This window comes from Bradyrhizobium sp. Kon58, assembly GCF_055807455.1.
Genome location: NZ_JBVVOT010000029.1, coordinates 66,586 through 86,728, shown reverse-complemented (window position 1 = coordinate 86,728; position 20,143 = coordinate 66,586). Strand labels below are relative to the sequence as shown.

Sequence of the window (20,143 nt, the reverse complement as noted above, 5' to 3'; positions counted from 1 at the left end):
ACCCCGTGGAACCGGACCAAGCCTTTCGCCGACAGGCAGGCATCGAGCGCGAACTCGGCGGGCCGTATGGCTTGAGGAGAGCGGCATCGGCAACACATGTTTCCACGAGAGCCACATTCGATTGACTCACCCGCCTCCACTCCGCAGGCACAGACTGCCGCAGCGAGACCGCCCGCGACCAGGGCGGCATATGGAAGCCCGGTAACAATTGCCGGGAGGCAACATCCCCGCGGCAAAATCTTCCCGAACTCCGAGGGTACGGAGCGCAATTTCGAAAGCTGCTGGTGATTCGGCTACGCGCGTTCGTGGCACGCGCATTGCTCCATAAATACAAGCAGTGCGATGAGCCTTTGTCATGCAAGTCACCTCCGGCGTCTCTTCTTATTCCTACTCGGCCAGCAAGTCCGTAGGAGGCACAAACCCCGATAGTTCAACGAGCAACACAACAGCGGCGGGACACTCGGCGACCTCCTCGGAGGTGGTCGATTCGATATCGGCGAAAGATACCGTCGTGCAGTATTTCCTGAAGTACGCGAAGATGAACCCATTCGAACGGATTCGGGCGAACATCCTGAAGAGTATGGGGCTTAGCGAAGAGTCTTTGGCGAGCATGTCCCCGGAGCAGAAGGCCGCTGTAGAAGACAAGATAAAACAGGCAATCGAGGAGGCGCTTAAAAAGGCAAGGCGCCAAGCCGGGAAGTGTCGTGGACGTCTCAGCCTGAACTTCGGTGCTTCAGCGATTTCGCGGCCGATTGGCTAACGACGCCGAGGTTGCTACAGCCAGCTCCACCCAGTTCCGCCATCGTCGGCGCTCTCGCATCGCCTCTCCCGCGATGTTGCGCGGCCAGAATATTCTCGAGAAATGCGCTGATATTCTCTCGCAGACGCTTGGATTGCGCTCCGAGGTCTTCAGCCGCCTCTCCAACTTCGTCAGAAGCCCGACCCGTAGCTTTCGCACCTGTGTTTACGCCGTTTACGCTTTCAGCGAGTTCCTTCGCGCCGAGGACCACCTGTTGGGTATTTCGGCTGATCTCCTGCGTGGCAGCCCCTTGCTCTTCGACCGCAGCGGCGATGGCGGTCGCCACTTCGCTCACTGTTGAAATGGTTACGCCGATACCCGATTCAACATTTGTTTCCCCCGATCCCGCTCCTCAAGTTCGTCGATGCGGGTAAAAGACCTGTTGCTTTTTCTTTTGAAGCTACATGCTATGGTCTTAAATTGGTAGTAGTAGGAAGGCGGAGAGCCGAGTGAAATTAGCCAAGCCGATGATAGACCTCGGCCTATCGACCAATAACCTCGAGCCCATGGTGGAATTCTGGGCGCACGAGGTCGGCCTTCGGCTGGACCACGTCTTGCCGGTACGCAGGGGACAGAAGCAGTATCGGTACGACGCGGGCGGCTCGGTCATAAAGGTCAATCACCACCACGATCCATTGCCGAATGCCGCCCCTTCGGGATATCGAGAACTCCTCATCGCAAGAGCCGATCTCGAACGGACGAGGCAATTGACCGATCCGGATGGCAACCGCGTCTCATTGGTACCTACCGCTTTTGCAGAATTTGAACAGATAGCGATCCGAGTCCATGTAAGTAGCATTGAGGCGCATCGACGCTTCTATGCTGACGTTCTAGGGTTCGCGGAATTTCGGGTCGCCGACGGGATCGGCTTCCGTGCCGGAAGCACAAGTCTCTTTCTGAATCAGCGAGGAAACGTCGCGCAGGATCCAGGAATTCGAGGCAGAGGCTGGCGCTATATCACGCTGCAGGTTTTCAAGGTCGACGAGGCCCATTCGTTCGCGCTTTCCGCTGGTGCCCGGGAAGGCCTGCCACCTACTACTTTAGGGACGACTGCGCGGATCTCCATGATTCTTGATCCCGATGGGAATTGGATCGAGCTGTCTCAGCGAGCTTCGATCGTCGGAAGACTCGATTGATCGGCTCCTATCCACTTCCTCAATGCAGCGTTCGAGATGGGTTGGTGTCGGCCGGCGCCCAGGCTCGCATCAGGATTGCCGAAAGTCCATTTGGCTTAGGCGCTATCGAGGACCAGAGCAGCAAGCAGGCCACCCGCAACTAGCTTCAACTCTTCGATATTGTCTGGAAGCTCCGCCGGAGCTGGGGCGTCTTCGGTCATTCGCTTGTAGACTCAAGAGCGGTGACACTCCGTTCTAATCATACTTTAAATGAAGACGTTTGGAGTTCGCGCGGCGGCGACGTTGCAAATGGAAAGCATCCTTCGACGAGATCCGTCGACGAAGCGTTGCAACTCGACGTCCCTACTCGCCTGGTTACACGCCAAAACCGTCGCCTTCGTCAGGAGCCACTGATTGAGAAGGAGCGACTGCCAAGTCCACGCGAGTGGACTTGGCTTTTCGCGTCGAACGAAGCATGCGCGAAGATCACGCTTCAAGCTTGGCGTCCAAGGTGATCTCCGTGTTGAAGAGCTTGGAGATCGGGCAATTTGCCTTGGCACCGGCTGCGATCTTGGCGAAGTCAGCCTCGCTGATCCCCGGAATCTTGGCCGACAACGTCAGCGCCGATTTACTGATCTTGAAGCCCTCGCCATCCTTTGCGATCGTAACCGCCGCGTCGGTCTTGAGAGTTCCATCCTTGTAACCCGCTTGCGCCAAGGCGAAGCTGAGCGCCATCGTGAAACATGATGCATGAGCGGCGGCGGCGAGTTCTTCGGGATTGGTGCCGCGGGCATCGCCAAATCGCGTATTGAAATCGTACGCTTGGTCCTTGAGTACGCTCGACTCGGTGGAGACGTGCCCCTTTCCGGTTGGTCCAAGTCCTTCGTAACGTGCGGAAGCGGTTCGCGTAGGCATCACAATCTCCTGGCTCTGACGGTTGATCTGGAACGGCGGCTCTATCACACTCTCAGGCAAACCGCCTGACTTCGCGACCGAAATCCCTGCACTCGCGTGAATGTGACAGCACCGATCAAGCTTGCTAAGCGACCAATCAAGCCTTACGATTGTCAGGTTTAATGTGGCACCTGTCGAGCCGGCACACCTGCCAAGCGGCAGGCCCAGCGACATAGCCAATTGGGCGGAGGAAGAGAAATGGATACGGAAATTCCCGGTAAGGCGCTTCAAATAAGCTCGTTGATTACCGCAGGCAGCGAACTTATTCTCTCCCTCAAGCCCGCAATCGTGCGCGCTCCCGCCCACGACGAAGTTCTCGTTCGTGTAGATGCTGCACCACTGAATCCATCGGACATCGGCCTCCTCTTCGGACCCGCGGACGTTAGCAAGGTCACCGTAGAAGAAGGCGCCTCTGCTGTGACGTTGAGAGCCCCGGTTGCGCCGACCGCGCTCCAGGCCGTTAAAGGCCGCCTCGACAACCCCCAACTCGTAGGCCACGAAGGAGCGGGAGTGGTGGTCGCGGCAGGGCGGTCCGAACCGGCGCAGGCGCTGCTTGGAAAGCTCGTCTCCGTCGCTGGAAGCGGGTTGTACGCACAGTACCAACTGGCGAAAGCGGAGAATTGCATAGCATTCCCTCAGGGCACGAAAGCGGAGGACGCGGCGTCCGCTTTCGTCAACCCTCTTACTGCGCTCGGCATGGTCCAGACAATGAAGCGCGAAGGGCACACGGCTATCGTTCATACCGCAGCCGCATCGAACCTCGGCCAGATGTTGAACAAGATCTGCCAGAAGGACGGGATTCTTTTGGCCAATGTCGTAAGAAACGAGAGCCAAGTGGCTCTGCTCAAAGAATTGGGGGCGCGCTACATTTGCGACTCCAGTCGTCCTACGTTCGCTGCTGAGCTTACCGAAATGATCGCCGCCATCGGCGCAACGATCGCTTTCGACGCCATCGGGGGCGGGAAGTTGGCGGGACAGATCCTGCTTGCCATGGAGAACGCCATTCAACAGAAGAGCGGCGCATATAGCCGCTATGGTTCGAATGTGCATAAGCAGGCGTACATCTACGGCGGATTGAGCCCCGGACCTGTCGAGATCGACCGCGGCGTCGGAATGGCCTGGGGGGCGGGCGGATGGCTGCTCTTCAGCTACCTCGAGAAGATCGGTGCCGAAGAGACCAGCAAGCTGAGGGAGCGCGTCGTCGCGGAAATCGGGACGACCTTCAAGAGCTCCTACGCCGAATCCATATCGCTCCGGGATATGCTCCGACCCGAAGTAATAGCCAAGTATTATCGCCGCGGCACGGGCGAAAAGTATCTCGTCGTGCCTAGTGCTCCGACATGAGATTTGGGGCTATCGTGGGTCCAGCGCGTTGGTTGTGATCAACTGAACTGTTTGGCCACTTCATCGAGGATCTCGCGCGATAGCGTTTCGTCGTCCACAGCCCTGGCCAGAAGCAGAGCTCCGACGAGCGAAGCGGTCATCCGGATCGCTTCGCTTCGGGCGCGAGCCTTGTTCCAAGGAAAGTGCGATGCGATGGCCGAGATAAATGCTCTCACGTATCGCGTCATGCTTGGCTGCACCGAAGGCTCGCGAGCTATCTCGGCAGCAAGCGAAGACAGCAGGCAACCTCGATCGGGCGCGTCTCTGTTGCTCAAGCTAAGGTAATTCGCGGCAAACTGTTTCCGGCCTGCGATAGAGGGGGCTGCACCCTCTATCTGCTTGACTGCAAGGCCCGCCACATGGTCCACGCACTCGCTGAGCAACGCGTCACGCGACGCGAAGTGGTTATAGAACGACCCATGCGTCAGCTCTGCCGCGCGCATGACGTCTCCGATGGAGACGCCGGAAAAACCGCTCCTCCTGAAGAGCCGCGACGCTCTCTGCACTATCTTCTGATGTTTTCTGGCCGTCTCTGCCGGCGGGAAGCGAACCATATGTCGTCCTTGTTCGAATAGATTGCCGATCGCAGATCAATCGGCGGAGTAGCAAGCCGTTGTCATTGGCTAGTCGAGTTACCCACCTTCTTCGGAACGCGCTTCGTTTCGGCCGCGATCGCCGACATTTTGCAGATGCGGTCGGCATAATCCGAATTAAAGCTGATCAGGTCATACAAGCCCGCACGCAAACCCATGAAAGCCACAATTCCCTCCTTTTTCGCCTGCTCCAGGAATTGACGCGTGCGTTCTTTGTCGACGCTTAAGAACCAACTCTCGTCGTAGTCGGGGTGTTGGGGTAGCGATCCAAGCACCGAAGCGTATCCCTTCAGCAGCTCCTGAGGTACCGTCGCACGGTCTGCGGTGATCCTGGCGAGTCTCAAGTAGCCGAGTTGAGCGAACTTTTGGCTGATTTCGGAATAGGATTGCGACCGGGTCTGATATTCGTTAGCTAGTCCGGCAGCGACAACGGCCCCTTCCAACGCCTCCTTTGCGGCCCGTTTATCAGTTTGAGACCGCTCTTTCGACAGCCGTAGCCACACGCGTAGGCGCTGATTTTCGGGCACGGTATCGATCGCCTTCTCGAGTTTGGCTACGATTTGATCATGACGGTCGCCAAACCCGATTTGAGGCAACGTCTCCGCGAACGACAAAGTATCCTCTATTTTTGTCGCGTCGTCGAATTTCTCATCTCGGATCGCATCGATGAGTTCGCCCGCCAGGCGTTTGGCCTCCGTTTCGTCACCGGCGGCGACCAGAGCCTTGATGACCAAACCATAGTCTCTCATGGAGGAGGAAACATGGCTGAAAAATCTCGCTCGGTAATCCGCATAGATGGCTGCGCCTTCGAAGGCACTGCGAGCCTCTTCGGGTTTGTTCGAATCCGCTAAGATCCTTCCAGCATCGAACATTTGTTCCGGAGGCAACGTTCCGTCGGCTTTAAGCAGACGCTCGACCTCGGCGCTCGCCGCGGCAAGATCTCCATTCAAGACGTGAGTTCGAGCTAAACTCAACCTATCTTCCGTCGTCAGCTTGTCGTCGGGAGCGATCAAGGCCGCGGCCTTCTGACTTGCGGATTGCAATCCCATAGATCGCAACGTTCGCGCAACCCTCAGCCAGACCTCCGGTCGGGAGGCGGCATTCGTTTCACACATTTCAAGAATACGTCTGGCTCTGTCTGCTTCGTTGGCCGCCATGAAGACATTCACATAATTCGCGACATCGTAGCAAGGCAAGTCGTCCTTCGCATCGACTGCAATCTTGCGAGTGGCATCCGACAAGCGATCGTCCAGATGACGAACCGCTAGGACCGAAGCGAGCGCTAAATAGCCACCATTTCTGTCGCGCCTCAAAGTGCGCTTCTGGATGAGGTCGGAAACTTCAGCGAGAAAGGATTCGATGGTTTTGGAACGCTCGGGAGCGGCTCGGATAAAATCCAGAAGCAGATCCGCTCTAGAAATCGGCTTACTTTGCGTATCGGCTATTTTGGTCAACGTGTTGAAGGACGCGACGTCTTCTTTCGAGGCGTAGCTCACTGCAAGCGATCGGCTCGCCATGACGAAAGCATTTGGCTCGCGGATCTTCTCAAGCATGTCGATCGGGTTCTTTAGGCGTCCCGCCCTATACAAGCCGCCGAGCACCGCTCCAGCCGCATCGTTACCGTGAATGTTCAGAAGTTCACCATTTTCCACGGCGACAACTATGCCGTCGATCTGGGCGCGGTCGGTGAACGGTGCGACGAATGCGCGGAAGGAGCTTATAGTTGCGATCGCCAAGAGCAACGCAAACGCCGCCGCGGCGAGGGAGCCGGCGATGCTGAGCGCCACTGGCCTGGATCGGGGTGGAACATCGCCTGTTGCGTCTGCGGTCGCACCGTTCGCGAGCCATTCTTCAAGCCGCGGTTCGACTAAAGAGGCCGGCTTGCCCATGTATGGCTCGAAAGACGAGATCCTAAGGGCGATGATATCCAGGATTTGCGGGTCGGCGAAGTACGAATTGTGCAGCAATTCGGCCCAGCTCATTCTCGCTTTAAGCTCGGCGACGAAACTGTTCGCGTCCTGAGAGAGGTAGGCTGTACCGAGCAGCGGCCGTATGCTCGATATTGTCGTTACGGATGCGGCATTGCAACGCTCGGTCATCCGGTCGGAAATGGTGTCCGGAATCGCTCCCCACGCGACCTTGAAGGGAGAACGGCCGACACGGCCAAGCTCCCGTCCCAACAGGTTGGTTCCCTGGATTCTGCGGGTGATCCGCAACCATACCAGTTCGTCGAGCGCTCGCGCGAGAAGCCAGAAGTATCTCGGAGCGAGGTTTGGGGCTTTGCCCAGCGTTGACGCTAACCCTCCTATCGGCTCATCGTTCGGGTGCCAGAGACCTAGCCACCGGTCGGCGAAGATTCTTTGCGCCTTCGCAGTAAGCTCCTCTTCTCGCCGCGAGTGCCTCCAGTCCAACCATGGACGGACGCAAAGACAGGCCAAACTTGCGGCAAAGGCGCCAAGCAGGATGAGCAGGCCAACGAAGATGGCCGAATACAATCCGATCGAGATGTCCCCGGTGTTGCCGTTCAGATAGCCGCCAACCTCCGCGAGCACCATGCCGCTGGCGGCGAAGACGGCCGTGGTCGCTAGAATCAAGGGGATGTTGATTCCGGACGAGGCGAAACTCAAGAAAGGAGTTCCGACCGTAGTCCAGCTGCGTAGGCATCTCAGATCTTCGCCGGCCGCAGCAGCAATTCGCAGGGCATGAAGAATGACCGAACCACCGTGGCTGTGGCCGATCAGGTGATAGGGTTGCCCCGCTGCTTCCAGCCGTCGCAAACGTCCGAGAAGATCGACACCGCCCGTTCGGCGATCACGCTCCCAATTCTCGCCGGACCAGTGGTACGGCCTTTCCAGGCCGACTTCGGGGAGACGGGTTTGAAGTGCGTTGGCGAAATCACTGCCTAATTGCCACCATCGCCGTCCTTGGTCGGAGGCGTCCGCGGCCGCCGTACCATGAATGCAGATTACCTTGCCCACGGAGGGTAATTCTTTCGCTCGCTCCGCCTGCCCCATATCCATGCCTCACCTGGTAGAGCACTTTGCCGCCGCTTTTCGCCTGAGATTTGATAGCCTCTTCACGATAGGTGACATGTTGTTGACCGACAACCCGGACAAACAGCGTTACAGGCTTTCCGGGAGGGTGGGCGAGCTGTACATTCGGACTCGGAAGCGCACGGTGTTTGGCCTCACGACCGGTGGAGGCGGGCATAGACCGAGCCGGCCAACAGAGCACTCATGAAGCTGGTCTCTATACCGGACTATCCGATCCCGGACGGCGCAAACGTCGGCTGGATAAGGGCATCAGACGGCGTTGAACTGCGTTTTGCGCGATGGCCAGGGCCGATCGCGGCGCGAGGCACTGTCGTCCTTCTCCAGGGAAGGGCCGAGTTCATCGAAAAGTACTTCGAAGTCGTGGGCGAGCTCATCAGTCGAGGCTTTGGAGTCATTACGTTCGATTGGCGGGGTCAAGGTCTGTCCGACAGGCTCCTGCCGGATAAGCGTAAAGGCTACATAGAGGACTTCGCCCAGTACGATCTCGACTTCCACAGCATTTTCGAGCAGGTCGTCCAGCCTGGTTGTCGTCCGCCTTATCTTGGCTTGGCTCACTCGACGGGCGCGGCGATGCTGCTACGAGCAGTCGCGCGAAGGAGCGTGCCGATCGATAGCCTGATCCTCACCTCGCCGATGATCGGCTTACCCTTTCTGAGCGAGTCGGGCCTTGCGCGAATTGCGCTGCGATCATTGGTCAGCGCGGGATTCGGAACTAAGTATGTTCCTGGAGGACATGCTGACATCATGGATTCGAGGCCATTTGCCGGCAACAAGCGAACGTCCGATCAGGGTCGCTACGCACGTTGCGCACGTCTCGTAGCGGCGCAGCCGGATCTTGGATTGGGTTCACCGACGATCGGATGGACCGCCGCCGCCGCGGAAGCCACTCATGAGTTTGCGGATCCGGATTTCCCAAAGCGGATCGTGGCCCGTTCCCTTGTCATTGCTCCAGGCCGCGATCAGATCGTAAGTCCTGCCGCGAGCCGCGCATTCACGGAAAGGTCCAATTCCAGCAAATACGTCATTGTGGCAAACTCCATGCACGAGTTGCTCATGGAGCGCGACGAATTTCGATCGCAGTTCTGGGCAGCGTTCGATTCATTTTGGACTTAATCGTCAGCCGGCCTTTGTCCCGACTTTCGGGTCCACAGCCTTAGCTTCCTTGTCGGCAGGATGGACATATCCAAACTCGCGCGTCTCGGCCACGAAAGTAGACTTTACGGTTGCCTTGCGGCCGCCCTTGTTTCGATCGTCATCTGGGTCTCGCCTGAAGACGAACAAGGAAGCAAAGACCCCAACAGCAAGCGTCCCTATCAAGCAAGTCCCCATGAACCCAAACATGCGTGCAATCAATTCTTGCGCTTCGGGCCATAGCCAAAACCAAGCGCCCGAGAGTCCAAATGGAAGACGGTCGATGATATTGGTCCGGGCGCCTTCCTCGACCCACACCCAGAATTCGCGCACGTAGGTCATGATCCACTTCGGGAGGTTCTTCGAGGCCCAAGGAACGAAGAGAGCGCCCATGACACCAATCAGAAGGTAGACGCCGACCCACTGATAGGCGCCTCGCCACCAGCGTCTGTAATGTTGGCCGTCATACGGCTCGAACCAACGGTTCCGCGGCGCCGCTGGTGCTTGGAACGTCGATCCTGTCGTAAGCCAGTTCACAACGGCGTCGCCGAGATCTTTGGGCCCGTGATTAGCCAGGTTCAGATACCTCAGATGCGAATAGAGAAGGCCCCAATGCGCTGCGAACCCGATGTTTCGGGCTCGGGGTACATGCGCTTCCTCGATTTCATCGCCCGGCTTAAAGGCCCTCAAGATGCCGGAGACAGGATCGACAGGGTCGTAGATGTTGATCCACTCCGACCCTTTCGGAAAATGTTTCTCGGAGCTATTGACCGGAACCCGAGCAGGCCAAATCGCGGCAAACTTCTCAAGTGGGCTCCCGTAAGTGAGAAGTCCTCTGAAATTCTTCAAAAGTAGGTGGCGGAAAACCACATCGTCCGGTCCAAGCCAAACAGGCCTGCCTGGTATGGGCGACGTCAATCCGTTGGCCACAGAGGGAGCCCGACTGTCGAAGTATCCAACCCCTTGAAGGAGGGGGTCATTGCGGTCTCCCGCCAAGTTTCGCATCTTCAATACGGCCCAGCGCTTCTTGCCGAGATAGTTCGCCATCATCTCTCCCGGCTCCATGAGACCGTTAAAAGCGACCACGGACCCGAGACTGTGGGCAAGAACGTACCACCTGTCGTAGGACGGCTTTTGAAGAGCTACGTCCGCCAGCACTTCGATCATTCGCCGTCTGACGGATACGCGAGGCGGCTCCTCCATCGTATCGAGGAAATCGCTTTCCTTGTTGAACAAGAGCGCGGCGCCATACCGTCGACGCTGATTGTAGAGCTTGACGCCAGAAACGTAGTTCACGATCGTCTGCAGGAAATCAGGCGCATTGAGATTGAGTAATCGCTTTGCCAGGACCACAAGGAGCCCGAGTGGAAAGGCCGCCATCAGGAAAAGGGAACTCACTGCGAACAGCTCGAGGCGCACGATAATCTTGCGCCTACGGCCGAGCCCGGGGACTTCAGGGTCCTTCATCGCCTCGAAGCCGGACGATGTCGACCCGTCCTTGCGTGGATAGAGCCAGACGGAAAGACCCCACAACCAGAACCTTAGCTGCTTCGCGATCGAGTAGGGCTCGTTGACGTCGGCCCACCACACTTCATGTAGAAAAAACTCGCGATATCTTCCGCCTTCCCTAACCGCTATTCGAACCGAAGGGCTAGAAGCCCATGTGTTTTGCTCGGACCGGTAGGATCCACCCGGACTGCTCAAGATGTCGACGGTTACCTCGGCACCGGGCCGTCGTCTCATGGCATCGACGAGAAGCCGCCCGTGACCTTCGAGGTGTTCAAACCGCTTCTGCTCGCCAATACCGTGAACGAGCACAACGCCGATACGCTCAATAGCTCCGATCATGACACCTCACCCCGTGAGCGCGATCGATTGGAATAGGGAATATTGCGCAGATGATTTTCGACAACGGCCCTAAAGTAACATTTCGAACTTCGCCCGAAAACTGATAAATACCTTAAGTTGCGAACGACATTCACTCTGTCAGGACGCGCCATGAATGATCCGACATGCTTCGTCACGTTGGTGCATGGGACTTGGGCTCGGCGGGCAGCCTGGGTAAAGGATGATGCTGTCTTCCAATTCCGGCTGCGTGAAGCGACCGGAATGGATCTCCATCTCCATTCTTTCGAATGGTCAGGCAGAAACCGCCAGGGTGCCCGTCTGAAAGACGCGGGCCGACTTGCCGAACACCTCAAACGGCAGGCTTCGGACAACCCGGGGGCTGCGCATTTCGTCATCGGCCACAGCCACGGGGGTAGTGTCGCCCTCTATGCGATGCTGCAGGATGATCTATCCGAAAGCATAGACGGAATAGTCTGCCTGTCTACTCCATTCATATCGGTGCGCGAGCGCCTTTTCGGCACACTGCTTTGGATGCCGACAACGATGGCTATCTGCATCGGTGCGGCTTTGGCGTTGGTAGCCGCATGGGCGATCATGCTCGTCGAAGCGACGGACGCTCCTCCCTCGATCCTAATTCCCTTGAGTGGCATCCTCTTGTCCCTCCCGTATTTTGTGCATTGGATCTTTTGGGGCACCCCAGAGTTCGAATGCGAGCGGGCTTTCAGAGCCAAGTTGATCGACCGATATCGTCTGCCTAAACTAAGCGAAAACCAGCTCCTCATAGTGCGGCTTGCGGGCGACGAAGCATCCGCTGGGCTTGCCGCCGCCCAATTCGTTAGCCGCCTCAGTACGCTTGCGTCCGGTGCGCCTCACGATGTCGCCCACGCTGGGATTTCCCGCCTTAAGGCATATGGCAAAGGAGACGCAACGCGTCACTGGATCGCGAAGACTCTCGCCGAACTCCTCAGTTTGGGACTTCAGATATTGATCTTCGTCGGCGGCGCGATCGCTGCAGTGTTTATGATCCCCGTCTGCGTGCTCCTCATCCCATTCGGAGCAGACGCGGCTCTACTGGGGCCCTTCTTGGACCTTTCTGTTGAAGTTGCCCCACCCGGGTCGTGGACAATAAAGCAATTCGAGCCCTCGCGGCGCACGGGCGGTTCCTATCACAGCCGGGTCTATGGAGACCCTCGTGTGCTCAAAGTGATCGGACATTGGATAAGGCAACGAGCTGTGGCCAAGACCACGGATTAATCCCCTATTTCTGACCAATCGGCGGTGTTCCTGCCTTACCGGTGCTGCCCGGCTTGGTCGATTCCTCACTCGAAGCGTGCTTCTCTCCGCTTGCTGCTGCTGCTGCGGTCGGGAGCGGCGAACGATCTTTCCATCAATCTGCCGCAAAAGGTGGTGGTCAGGAGCGGGTTAACGACGCCTGCGCTCAATCGTGTGGGGTCGTGCGCATTTAGGCGGGACACGAGCAGAGCCGTGCTGGCAGCATCCTTTGCGGTGAACGTAGCGGCATTCGTCGTGCCCGTTCCAGGGAGAGCAACGAGAAGATTTCCGTGTTGGCTCAAGATTAGAGCGTAGGCATCGTGACCGATGATTCCGTTTACGTACATTTGGCAAGCCGCATAGAGGCCGTCCCGGAGAGCAAGCACGCCTGCCGTTCTCCCTGCCAGCGCAGTCACCGTCTCGCTGCTGCTGTAACTTGCGTTGCCGGACCCGCTGGGGCCCCAAGGATAACTTACGTTGGCGGCGATGGCGGCGGACTGCGAGATGGCAATAGCAACATCGGGAGAAGGGTCGGGGCAGAGCGTGGGTAGGACACCATCGCCTCGAATGCGCCTCGGCCGTTCGGCGATGAAGCGCGTCGCTGGGCCAGTCAACAGCGCGTTCGCATCTCCCAGGGCATACTTGTCCGCCTTCGTATTGGGATTCCCGCAGTTCGCGGCAAAAAGCCAAAGCAATATGATTGCACCGAGACACGTGGTGCTACCCCCACGATCGCATCACGCCAATGATTCAAAGTCTTGCACCCGTACGAAATGTCGAGGGCTGAGAGAACAGCGTCAAGCTAGGGCTCACCCTAGGTTCGCCGCCCGCTTCCAACACCTCCTAAAGATGTCACCGCGTTCTATAACCCGTAGTGCGCTGCCTGAAGCGCGGGATTGGCCGGCGTCTCGGGCTTCAAAGTTTGTCGAAGACGGATCCCATTCGCGGGCTGAACAATCTGTCGTAGGTCTTCAACAGGAAGTCGTCGGTCATGCCCGCGACGTAGTCGCAGATTACGCGCACGTCTTCCTTCGGCGCATAACGAGCATAGACGTCCGACGGAAGGAGTTGTTTGGGATCCGATTGAAACGCTTCGAAGACCGAGACCACAAGCTTCTGTCCCTTGTACTCCAAGTGCTGGACGTTCGCGCTAAAGATGACTTTCTTCTCGATGAGATCCTGCAAGGCATCCAGGAATTTGCGTTGCGGTGCCTTGATGCGCGCACGATATCTGACGAGAGGCTCGGAAAATTGGTCGAGCGTCACGATCTCGATGTTGGTCACGAAGTGGTGCACCAGACGACCGATAAACCGCTTTCGCCAATTGCCGCCAGAGAACAGCTTCGAGACGAAATAGCCGTACACGTCGTTGCCGCACTCCTTGTCGTATTTGAGCTTCAGGGACTCCAGAAAGGCGGCGCTCGCCTCCTCGCTAACGTGCTCGCGGAAGTCTCGCTCGTCGACCAACCCGAGCGCGACCGCGTCCTCGAGGTCATGAACGCCGTAGGCGATATCGTCCGACTGATCCATGATGCTGCAATCGAACGACTTATGCCGCGCCTTGCCGTGCTTACCCGCAATCGGATCGAACTCTTGAAACAACACGCGATCGCCTGGTGCCAACGGCCGGAGGATCCAGTCGACCACGTCTCTTTCGGAATCGAAGTAGCATTTGGGCGGTTTGCAGCTGGCCCGATCGAGAATCCGGATCGAAGTCGCCCTCTCGTCGAGCGTAGGCTTGATCTCTCCGTTCGAAACCTTCGAAAACGGCACAGGATATTTGAGGATGGCGAGCAAGGATCGGCGCGTGAGATCGGCTCCCTCCTCGTGCGAAAAGTTCTCAAGCCTCGCAAGGATTCGTAAAGTTTGCCCGTTGCCTTCGAAGCCGCCGGCGCTCCGCATGCAATAGTTCAGCGCCACTTCCCCGCCGTGTCCGAAGGGTGGGTGCCCAAGGTCGTGGCAGAAACCCGAGGCCTGGATGAGGCTCAACGGCGGCAGGTGCGGGATGGCCGGATGATCGGGATAGGTCTTGGCTAGTTGGCGGCTGACCCCACCCGCGATCTGGGCGACTTCGAGCGAATGGGTCAGCCGGGTGCGGTAGAAATCACTGTCGCCGAGATTGAGAATCTGGGTCTTGCCCTGAAGGCGCCTGAACGATCCCGAGTGGACGACCCGGCCGTAGTCGATGTCGAACTCGCCTCTGGCATCTTCCTGTTGCTGACCCCAGGGACTGCGGCGCGCCAACCAAGCGTCACTCATGATTCACCTTCCAGAGCGCTGACCGTCCGCAAGCATCGGACACTCCCCTCTAGGAGGTAAAAGGCACTTTTGCCAAGTCTTTGAGGGAACGAGCTTTTTATTTGTGCGGGTGGCGCCGCGGAAGCGAAATTTGGTGGTACTAAGCGTGGTACCAAGCTTTTTCGGCGATGAGATATCGCCAAAAAAGCTATTACTTTCAATGGTAGCGGGAGAGGGACTCGAACCCCCGACCCCAGGATTATGATTCCCGTGCTCTAACCAGCTGAGCTACCCCGCCACAGGGTCGCGAGGGCCGAAACATGCCGATCTCGCGAACGCGCGGCATATAAGGAAGGGGGCGGCGGGCTGTCAATCCGCCTTCGCCACGGCTTCGGCGCGACAAGGCGTGGGAGGGTGGAAAAGTTAGAGATTTCGGAGCCGAATTCACCCCTTTTCCGCACCAGACTCGTGGAGAGTCCCCTCACCCGAAATTCGCGCTTTGCGCGGATTTCGCCTCTCCCCGCGGGCGGGGAGAGGCGAAGGAAGAACGGCCCTATTTCGGCCGCACCGTCGGGTCGCCGCCGGGGCTGCCGGGGGGCGGGATGACGGGCATGGCGCCGTTCGTGCTGGGCGCCGGGGCGTGCATCTCGGGGTCGACGCCGGAGGGCGGGCAGAGCACGCCGTCCGATTTTGCCAATTTGTCGCCGAGCGGTTCCCGGGACTGGCCGGTGGTGGTGCCGTCGGCTGAGCGGTTCGGGCGATCCTGCGGCGTGCAATTGGTGGCGTGCTGCGGGGATGGCGGCGCGGTTTGTTGCGGCGGCGTCGCCGGGGCGGGCGGGGCCTGCGCGATCGCGCTGCCGGAGGCGGCGATCAGGAGGCTGGCCAGAATGAGGTTTGATGTGGTGCGCATGGGAGGGAAACGCGCGGGTCAGCCCGCGTGTTCCGCGCCCCCGATCACGATTTGAGGTAGCGGATCAGCGAAAAGTGCCCCATCGGCGGCATCGGGCGGCGCTCGGCCAGGGTGACGCCGCCGTGTTTCGCGGCCCAGTTGACCAGGCGCTCCCACGGAAACTCCGGGCGCCAGCCGAGACGGCGAGCCAAGGGCGCAAACGCCAACTCGGAGAGTTTGCGAAGACCCTTTTCCGCGCCGATGTGGTTGACCAGGATCAGCTCGCCGCCGGGCTTCAAGACGCGCACGAACTCGTCCAGCGTGCCTTCGGGATCGGGCACCGCGGTGATGACGTATTGCGCGACCACCGCGTCGAAGAAGTTTTCGGGGAAGGCGAGGTTTTTCGCATCCATCACCGAGAGCACTTCGACATTGGAGAGCCGCAAGCTCCGCACGCGCGATTGCGCCTTGCGCAGCATCGGCTCGGAGATGTCGACGCCGCAGATCTTCGTGGTGCGCGCATAATCGGAGAGCGACAGCCCGGTCCCGACGCCGACGTCGAGGATGCGGCCGCCGATGCGGTCGGCCTCGGCGATGGTCGACTGCCTTCCGGCGTCGAACACCTTGCCGAACACGAGATCGTAGACCGGCGCCCAGCGGCCATAGGCCTTCTCGACCCCGGCCCGCGAGATGTCTGCTGCCATGCCCCCTGCCCTATTATTTTTTAGCCGCGGACCGCTTCTGCGAGCGGCCTCGTCGTGCTGCTTGCGGCTTTCGCGGCGGCGCTTTGAATGAAGCCGCCGCCGAGCACGCGGGCCTGGCCGCCAGGTGCGTCGTAGAACACGCAGGCCTGTCCCGGCGAAACGCCCTCTTCGCCGGCGACGAGCTCGACCTCGTAATGGCCATTGGCGCCGCGCAGCCAAGCGGGCTGGGGCGCGCGGGTCGAGCGCACGCGCACGAACATTTCGAGTCCATTGCCGATGGCGCGGTCGATGTCGCCATCGCCGATCCAGTTGACGTCGCGCAACACGATGCGGTGCATCTTCAGCGCCTCGCGCGGGCCGACGACGACGCGGCGGTTGGCGGCCTCCAGCCGCACCACGAACAGCGGCGCGGCGGCTGCGATGCCGAGGCCGCGGCGCTGGCCGATGGTGAAATTGGCGATGCCGTTGTGACGGCCGAGCACGCGGCCGTCGAGATCGACGATGTCGCCGGGGTCCATCGCGTTCGGCCGCAGGCGGGTGATGATGTCGGTGTAGCGCCCGGTGGGCACGAAGCAGATGTCCTGGCTGTCGTGCTTGTCGGCAACCGCGAGACCGAAGCGCCGCGCCAGCTCGCGCGTCTCGGGCTTGGTCATGTCGCCGAGCGGAAAGCGCAGATAATCGAGCTGCTCCTGCGTGGTGGCGAACAGAAAGTAGCTCTGGTCGCGATCGGCGTCGGCGGCACGCACCAGCGCGCGCGAGCCGTCATCGCGGCGGCGCGAGGCGACGTAATGGCCGGTGGCGAGCGCGGTGGCGCCGAGCTCGCGCGCGGTCTTCAGCAGGTCGCGAAACTTGACCGAGCGATTGCACTCGATGCACGGCACCGGCGTCTCGCCGAGCGCGTAGCTGTCGGCGAAATTGTCGATGACGGATTCGCGAAAGCGGTCCTCGTAGTCGAGCACGTAATGGGGAATGCCGAGCTTGGCCGCGACGTCGCGGGCGTCGTGGATGTCCTGGCCGGCGCAGCAGGCGCCCTTGCGATGGGTGGCCGCACCATGATCATAGAGCTGCAGCGTGATGCCGACGACGTCGTAGCCTTCGGCCTTCAACAGCGCAGCCGTCGTCGACGAATCGACGCCGCCCGACATGGCAACGACGACCCTGGTATCCTCAGGACGGCCTTCGAGATCCAGACTGTTGAGCATGGGCCTTAAAGCGTTGTGGACGGCGGCGTTGGGCGATCCGCTGGGTGCTTCCGGCGGGACAACGCCGACCCGCGGGAACTGAGAGTTCCCGAATGGCGCGGCCTGCCCGGTCGAAAGCGGCTGAGAGCTGTCTCTTTAATATAGGCCGCCTTGCGGTGAAGCAATCATGGGGGCGGCCAGGTTAGGGCAATTCTTGCCGGGGAGGCAGAAATGGCGGGGTCGCGGAGGGCCCCGCGGCGGGGCTCAAAATTTCCAAATGATTGATTTTAATAGATAAAACACCTCTGCGCGGGGCTGGCCCGCTCCTTGCTACCTCTCATGGCGAAGATGTTTCCAAGGGGTTGCCTGTGGTCGGTCGTACGTCAGATGTCGTGGCAAGCGTGCAAGTCCCAAGCGCGCAGCAAAAGCCTGCCCGGTCGCAAGCGCCGAAAGACACGTCCAACGACTCCTTTGGCTCGCTGGTGGACAGCAACACCCAGGCGATCAGCGACAGCGCGGCGTCCTTCGCACAGGACCCCCCGCGCCGGACCGATTCGTCATCCTCCGCCTCGGACAAGAGCCCGCGCGACCGCGCGGCGAGCGACCCGTCCTCGCGGAGCAAGGCCAGCGACGACGCCGACAATTCCGCGTCCGCCAAAAACGACGCCAGGAACGACGCCAAGAACGACACCAAGAGCGACGCCAAGAGCGACTCGACCGCTGATGCGGCCAAGGCTGATAGCAAGACCAAGGACAAGCCGAAGGCGTCCGACGCCAAATCGGCCGACAAGTCTGCGGACAAGTCCGACGAGACCAAGGCGGACAAGGCCGACGGCAGCCTTGCCGCCGTTGACGCCGTCGCGGCCGCGCAGATTGACGCGACGCAGGCCGCCGCTGTGCCCGATCCAAACGCACTCGTGGTCGCCGTGCCGGTCGACCCGAACGCGGCTGCGAACCAGGCAGCCGGACCCGCCTCCTCGCCGCTGACGATTGCCGCCGCCGGCATCGCCGCCAGCGCATCCATCGCGGCGCAGATCGTCGGCACCAAGACCGACACCGCGACGCCGGGCGACAAGAGCGCCAAGACCGCAAGCGCCAAGGTCGATGCCGACACTTCGGCGACCCTGGCCGATGCCGCGACCGGCACGACCGATTCGACCGCGACCGATGCGAAGACCAATGGCGGCCTGATCGCCGCGGTCGACCAGGGCACGCCAAAAACCTCGTTCAAGGCCGCAGCCATTACGCAAGGCGCGAGCGACGTCTCCAATATCGGCCAGGACACCGGCAAGGCGAACGCCGCGCAGACCTCGGCGACGGCAGCGTCCGCCACCACGGCGCATCCGCAAGCCGACAAGCCGCCGATCGACGCGAACGCGGCCGACACCAAGGCTGGGACTTCCGACCGCACCGCCGATGCCGCACCGGCGACGGCAACACCGCATGTCCATGCGGGCACGCCGGCGGCTGCCCCCACCACCGACGCCAGCGCGCAGGCGGCCTCCGCCATTCAAGCGCCGCTGACCAATACGAGTTCGGCCGCGACCGCTTCGACCGCGACGCTCACGGCGACCGCGGCCACAAATACGGCCATTCCGATCACCGGCGTGCCGATCGAAATTGTCGCCGCCGCGCGCGCGGGCAAGACCCGGTTCGACATCAGCCTCGATCCGCTCGACCTCGGCCGCATCGACGTCCGCATCAATGTTGACCGCAACGGCCAGGTCACCTCGCATCTCACCGTCGAGAAGCCGGAGACGCTGCAGATGCTGCGGCAGGACGCGCCGCAATTGCAGCGCGCGCTCGACGATGCCGGCCTCAAGACCGGCAGCAACGGGCTGTCCTTCAGCCTGCGCGACCAGAACTCGTCGGGCCAGAACTCCGGCCAGAACAACGACAATGGCGGCAATGCCCGCCGGCTGATCGTCAGCGACGAGGACGCAGTTCCCGCGGCCCCGGTCGGGCGCAGCTACGGCCGCATGCTCGGATCGAGCAGCGGCGTCGATATCAGAGTGTGAGGAGTATTCGATCATGACCACCACGAATGCCGCCACCGCCCCCTCCGTCGTCTCCGGCACGACCGACCTGCCGAAATCCTCGTCGAACCCGAGCCTGGGCTCGAGCACCGGCGCGACGCTGGCCGGCAACTTCCAGACCTTCCTGACGCTGCTGACGACGCAGCTGCAGAACCAAAACCCGCTCGATCCGCTCGACACCAACCAGTTCACGCAGCAGCTGGTGCAGTTCGCCGGCGTCGAGCAGCAGCTCAAGACCAACGACTCGCTGTCCCAGCTCGTCACCCTGCAACAGACCACGCAGGCGACCCAGGCGCTCGGCTTCGTCGGCAAGACCGCCCTGGTCGACGGCACCACCGCCAGCATGACGAACTCGTCGGCAACCTGGCATCTCAACGTGCCCAGCGACGCCACCGTCGACATCACCGTCGCCAATGCCAGCGGCCAGACCGTGTTCACCGGCAAATACACCGCCGGCGCGGGCACCGACGTCCCGTTCACCTGGAACGGCCAGGGCAATGACGGCACGCAATGGCCCGACGGCAAGTACACGATCTCGGCCACGGGCAAGGATGTCGCCAACAACAATGTCGGCATCGCCGCGCAGGTGCAGGGCACGGTGTCGTCCGTCGACCTGACCCAGTCGCCGCCGCTGCTGACCATCGACGGCGCCAGCTACACCCTGAGCCAGGTCAAGAGCATCATCGCGACGGCTAGTAATTAAAGGCTGCGCGCGAACCGCACATTCCATGTCGTCCTGGCGAAAGCCAGGACCCATTGCCACCAAAAGTCGTTTTGGTTCGAGGGAGTAACCCCGAGTCGTCGTAGCGACTACTCCCTGGGGTAATGGGTCCTGGCGTTCGCCAGGACGACGTTGAGGGCCTTGCGACACCCCGCAGGCCTCGTTCGTTAGTAAAGTATTTACGAACACCCCCCTCGGCCCGCCCGGACGCACCGTCCCGCCGGTC

At 60.3% G+C, this 20,143-nt stretch carries 16 protein-coding genes and 1 tRNA gene; 8 read left to right on the top strand and 9 right to left on the bottom strand.

All coding sequences use genetic code 11. The features are described from left to right. Window positions 1-355: 355 nt before the first annotated feature. From AC0L20_RS32160 to AC0L20_RS32150, 3 genes are all read left to right on the top strand, one after another. A complete protein-coding gene (locus AC0L20_RS32160; protein WP_473294567.1) occupies window positions 356-760 on the top strand; it encodes a hypothetical protein in 405 nt (134 codons plus the stop codon). After that, window positions 753-1,100, top strand: a complete 348-nt coding sequence (locus AC0L20_RS32155; RefSeq protein WP_473294566.1) for a hypothetical protein — start codon at window positions 753-755, stop codon at window positions 1,098-1,100. The genes AC0L20_RS32160 and AC0L20_RS32155 overlap by 8 nt, the downstream gene beginning before the upstream one ends. A 148-nt stretch (window positions 1,101-1,248) precedes the next feature. Then, on the top strand, window positions 1,249-1,935 hold the full coding sequence (locus tag AC0L20_RS32150; RefSeq protein ID WP_473294565.1) for a VOC family protein: 687 nt from the start codon (window positions 1,249-1,251) through the stop codon (window positions 1,933-1,935). Window positions 1,936-2,400: 465 nt separating this feature from the next. Here AC0L20_RS32150 and AC0L20_RS32145 read toward each other — a convergent pair whose 3' ends face one another. Continuing rightward, window positions 2,401-2,829, bottom strand: coding sequence for an OsmC family protein (locus AC0L20_RS32145; protein ID WP_473294575.1), 429 nt, complete (start codon window positions 2,827-2,829; stop codon window positions 2,401-2,403). A 237-nt stretch (window positions 2,830-3,066) separates the two neighbouring features. On the opposite strand from AC0L20_RS32145, the gene AC0L20_RS32140 reads away from it, so the two are divergent. Continuing rightward, window positions 3,067-4,212 carry a zinc-binding dehydrogenase gene (locus tag AC0L20_RS32140; RefSeq protein WP_473294564.1) on the top strand — a complete coding sequence of 382 codons (1,146 nt, stop codon included), beginning with the start codon at window positions 3,067-3,069 and terminating at the stop codon, window positions 4,210-4,212. 38 nt (window positions 4,213-4,250) lie between these two features. Here the strand turns inward: AC0L20_RS32140 and AC0L20_RS32135 are convergent, their stop codons facing one another. Both AC0L20_RS32135 and AC0L20_RS32130 read right to left on the bottom strand, forming a co-directional pair. Next, window positions 4,251-4,805, bottom strand: a complete 555-nt coding sequence (locus AC0L20_RS32135) for a TetR/AcrR family transcriptional regulator (protein WP_473294563.1) — start codon at window positions 4,803-4,805, stop codon at window positions 4,251-4,253. A 62-nt stretch (window positions 4,806-4,867) separates the two neighbouring features. Further along, on the bottom strand, window positions 4,868-7,864 hold the full coding sequence (locus AC0L20_RS32130) for a hypothetical protein (RefSeq protein ID WP_473294562.1): 2,997 nt from the start codon (window positions 7,862-7,864) through the stop codon (window positions 4,868-4,870). Between the two features lie 216 nt (window positions 7,865-8,080). Between AC0L20_RS32130 and AC0L20_RS32125 the strand changes: the two genes are divergently transcribed. Continuing rightward, complete coding sequence (locus AC0L20_RS32125; RefSeq protein ID WP_473294561.1) at window positions 8,081-9,010, top strand: alpha/beta hydrolase; 930 nt, start codon at window positions 8,081-8,083, stop codon at window positions 9,008-9,010. A 3-nt stretch (window positions 9,011-9,013) separates the two neighbouring features. Here AC0L20_RS32125 and AC0L20_RS32120 read toward each other — a convergent pair whose 3' ends face one another. After that, window positions 9,014-10,876 carry a hypothetical protein gene (locus tag AC0L20_RS32120; RefSeq protein WP_473294560.1) on the bottom strand — a complete coding sequence of 621 codons (1,863 nt, stop codon included), beginning with the start codon at window positions 10,874-10,876 and terminating at the stop codon, window positions 9,014-9,016. Between the two features lie 150 nt (window positions 10,877-11,026). On the opposite strand from AC0L20_RS32120, the gene AC0L20_RS32115 reads away from it, so the two are divergent. Then, entirely contained in the window at window positions 11,027-12,130 is a 1,104-nt protein-coding gene (locus AC0L20_RS32115; RefSeq protein ID WP_473294559.1) for an esterase/lipase family protein, read from the top strand. Between the two features lie 933 nt (window positions 12,131-13,063). Here the strand turns inward: AC0L20_RS32115 and AC0L20_RS32110 are convergent. From AC0L20_RS32110 to mnmA, 5 genes are all read right to left on the bottom strand, one after another. Then, entirely contained in the window at window positions 13,064-14,407 is a 1,344-nt protein-coding gene (locus tag AC0L20_RS32110; RefSeq protein WP_473294558.1) for an anti-phage deoxyguanosine triphosphatase, read from the bottom strand. A gap of 200 nt (window positions 14,408-14,607) precedes the next feature. Then, window positions 14,608-14,684, bottom strand: a tRNA-Met gene (locus AC0L20_RS32105). 255 nt (window positions 14,685-14,939) lie between these two features. After that, window positions 14,940-15,296 (bottom strand): hypothetical protein, encoded by a 357-nt coding sequence (locus AC0L20_RS32100; protein WP_473282941.1) that lies wholly within the window; start codon window positions 15,294-15,296, stop codon window positions 14,940-14,942. 44 nt (window positions 15,297-15,340) lie between these two features. After that, window positions 15,341-15,979 (bottom strand): class I SAM-dependent methyltransferase, encoded by a 639-nt coding sequence (locus tag AC0L20_RS32095; protein ID WP_456768116.1) that lies wholly within the window; start codon window positions 15,977-15,979, stop codon window positions 15,341-15,343. A 20-nt stretch (window positions 15,980-15,999) separates the two neighbouring features. After that, window positions 16,000-17,181 (bottom strand): tRNA 2-thiouridine(34) synthase MnmA, encoded by a 1,182-nt coding sequence (gene mnmA, locus AC0L20_RS32090; protein ID WP_473294557.1) that lies wholly within the window; start codon window positions 17,179-17,181, stop codon window positions 16,000-16,002. A gap of 347 nt (window positions 17,182-17,528) precedes the next feature. Here mnmA and AC0L20_RS32085 point away from each other — a divergent pair, with 347 nt between their 5' ends. Beyond that, the gene (locus AC0L20_RS32085) at window positions 17,529-19,178 is read left to right on the top strand and encodes a flagellar hook-length control protein FliK (RefSeq protein ID WP_473294556.1); all 1,650 of its coding nucleotides are present in this window, start codon (window positions 17,529-17,531) and stop codon (window positions 19,176-19,178) included. A 13-nt stretch (window positions 19,179-19,191) separates the two neighbouring features. Beyond that, window positions 19,192-19,899 (top strand): flagellar hook assembly protein FlgD, encoded by a 708-nt coding sequence (locus AC0L20_RS32080; protein ID WP_456768113.1) that lies wholly within the window; start codon window positions 19,192-19,194, stop codon window positions 19,897-19,899. The last annotated feature ends 244 nt before the right edge of the window (window positions 19,900-20,143 follow it).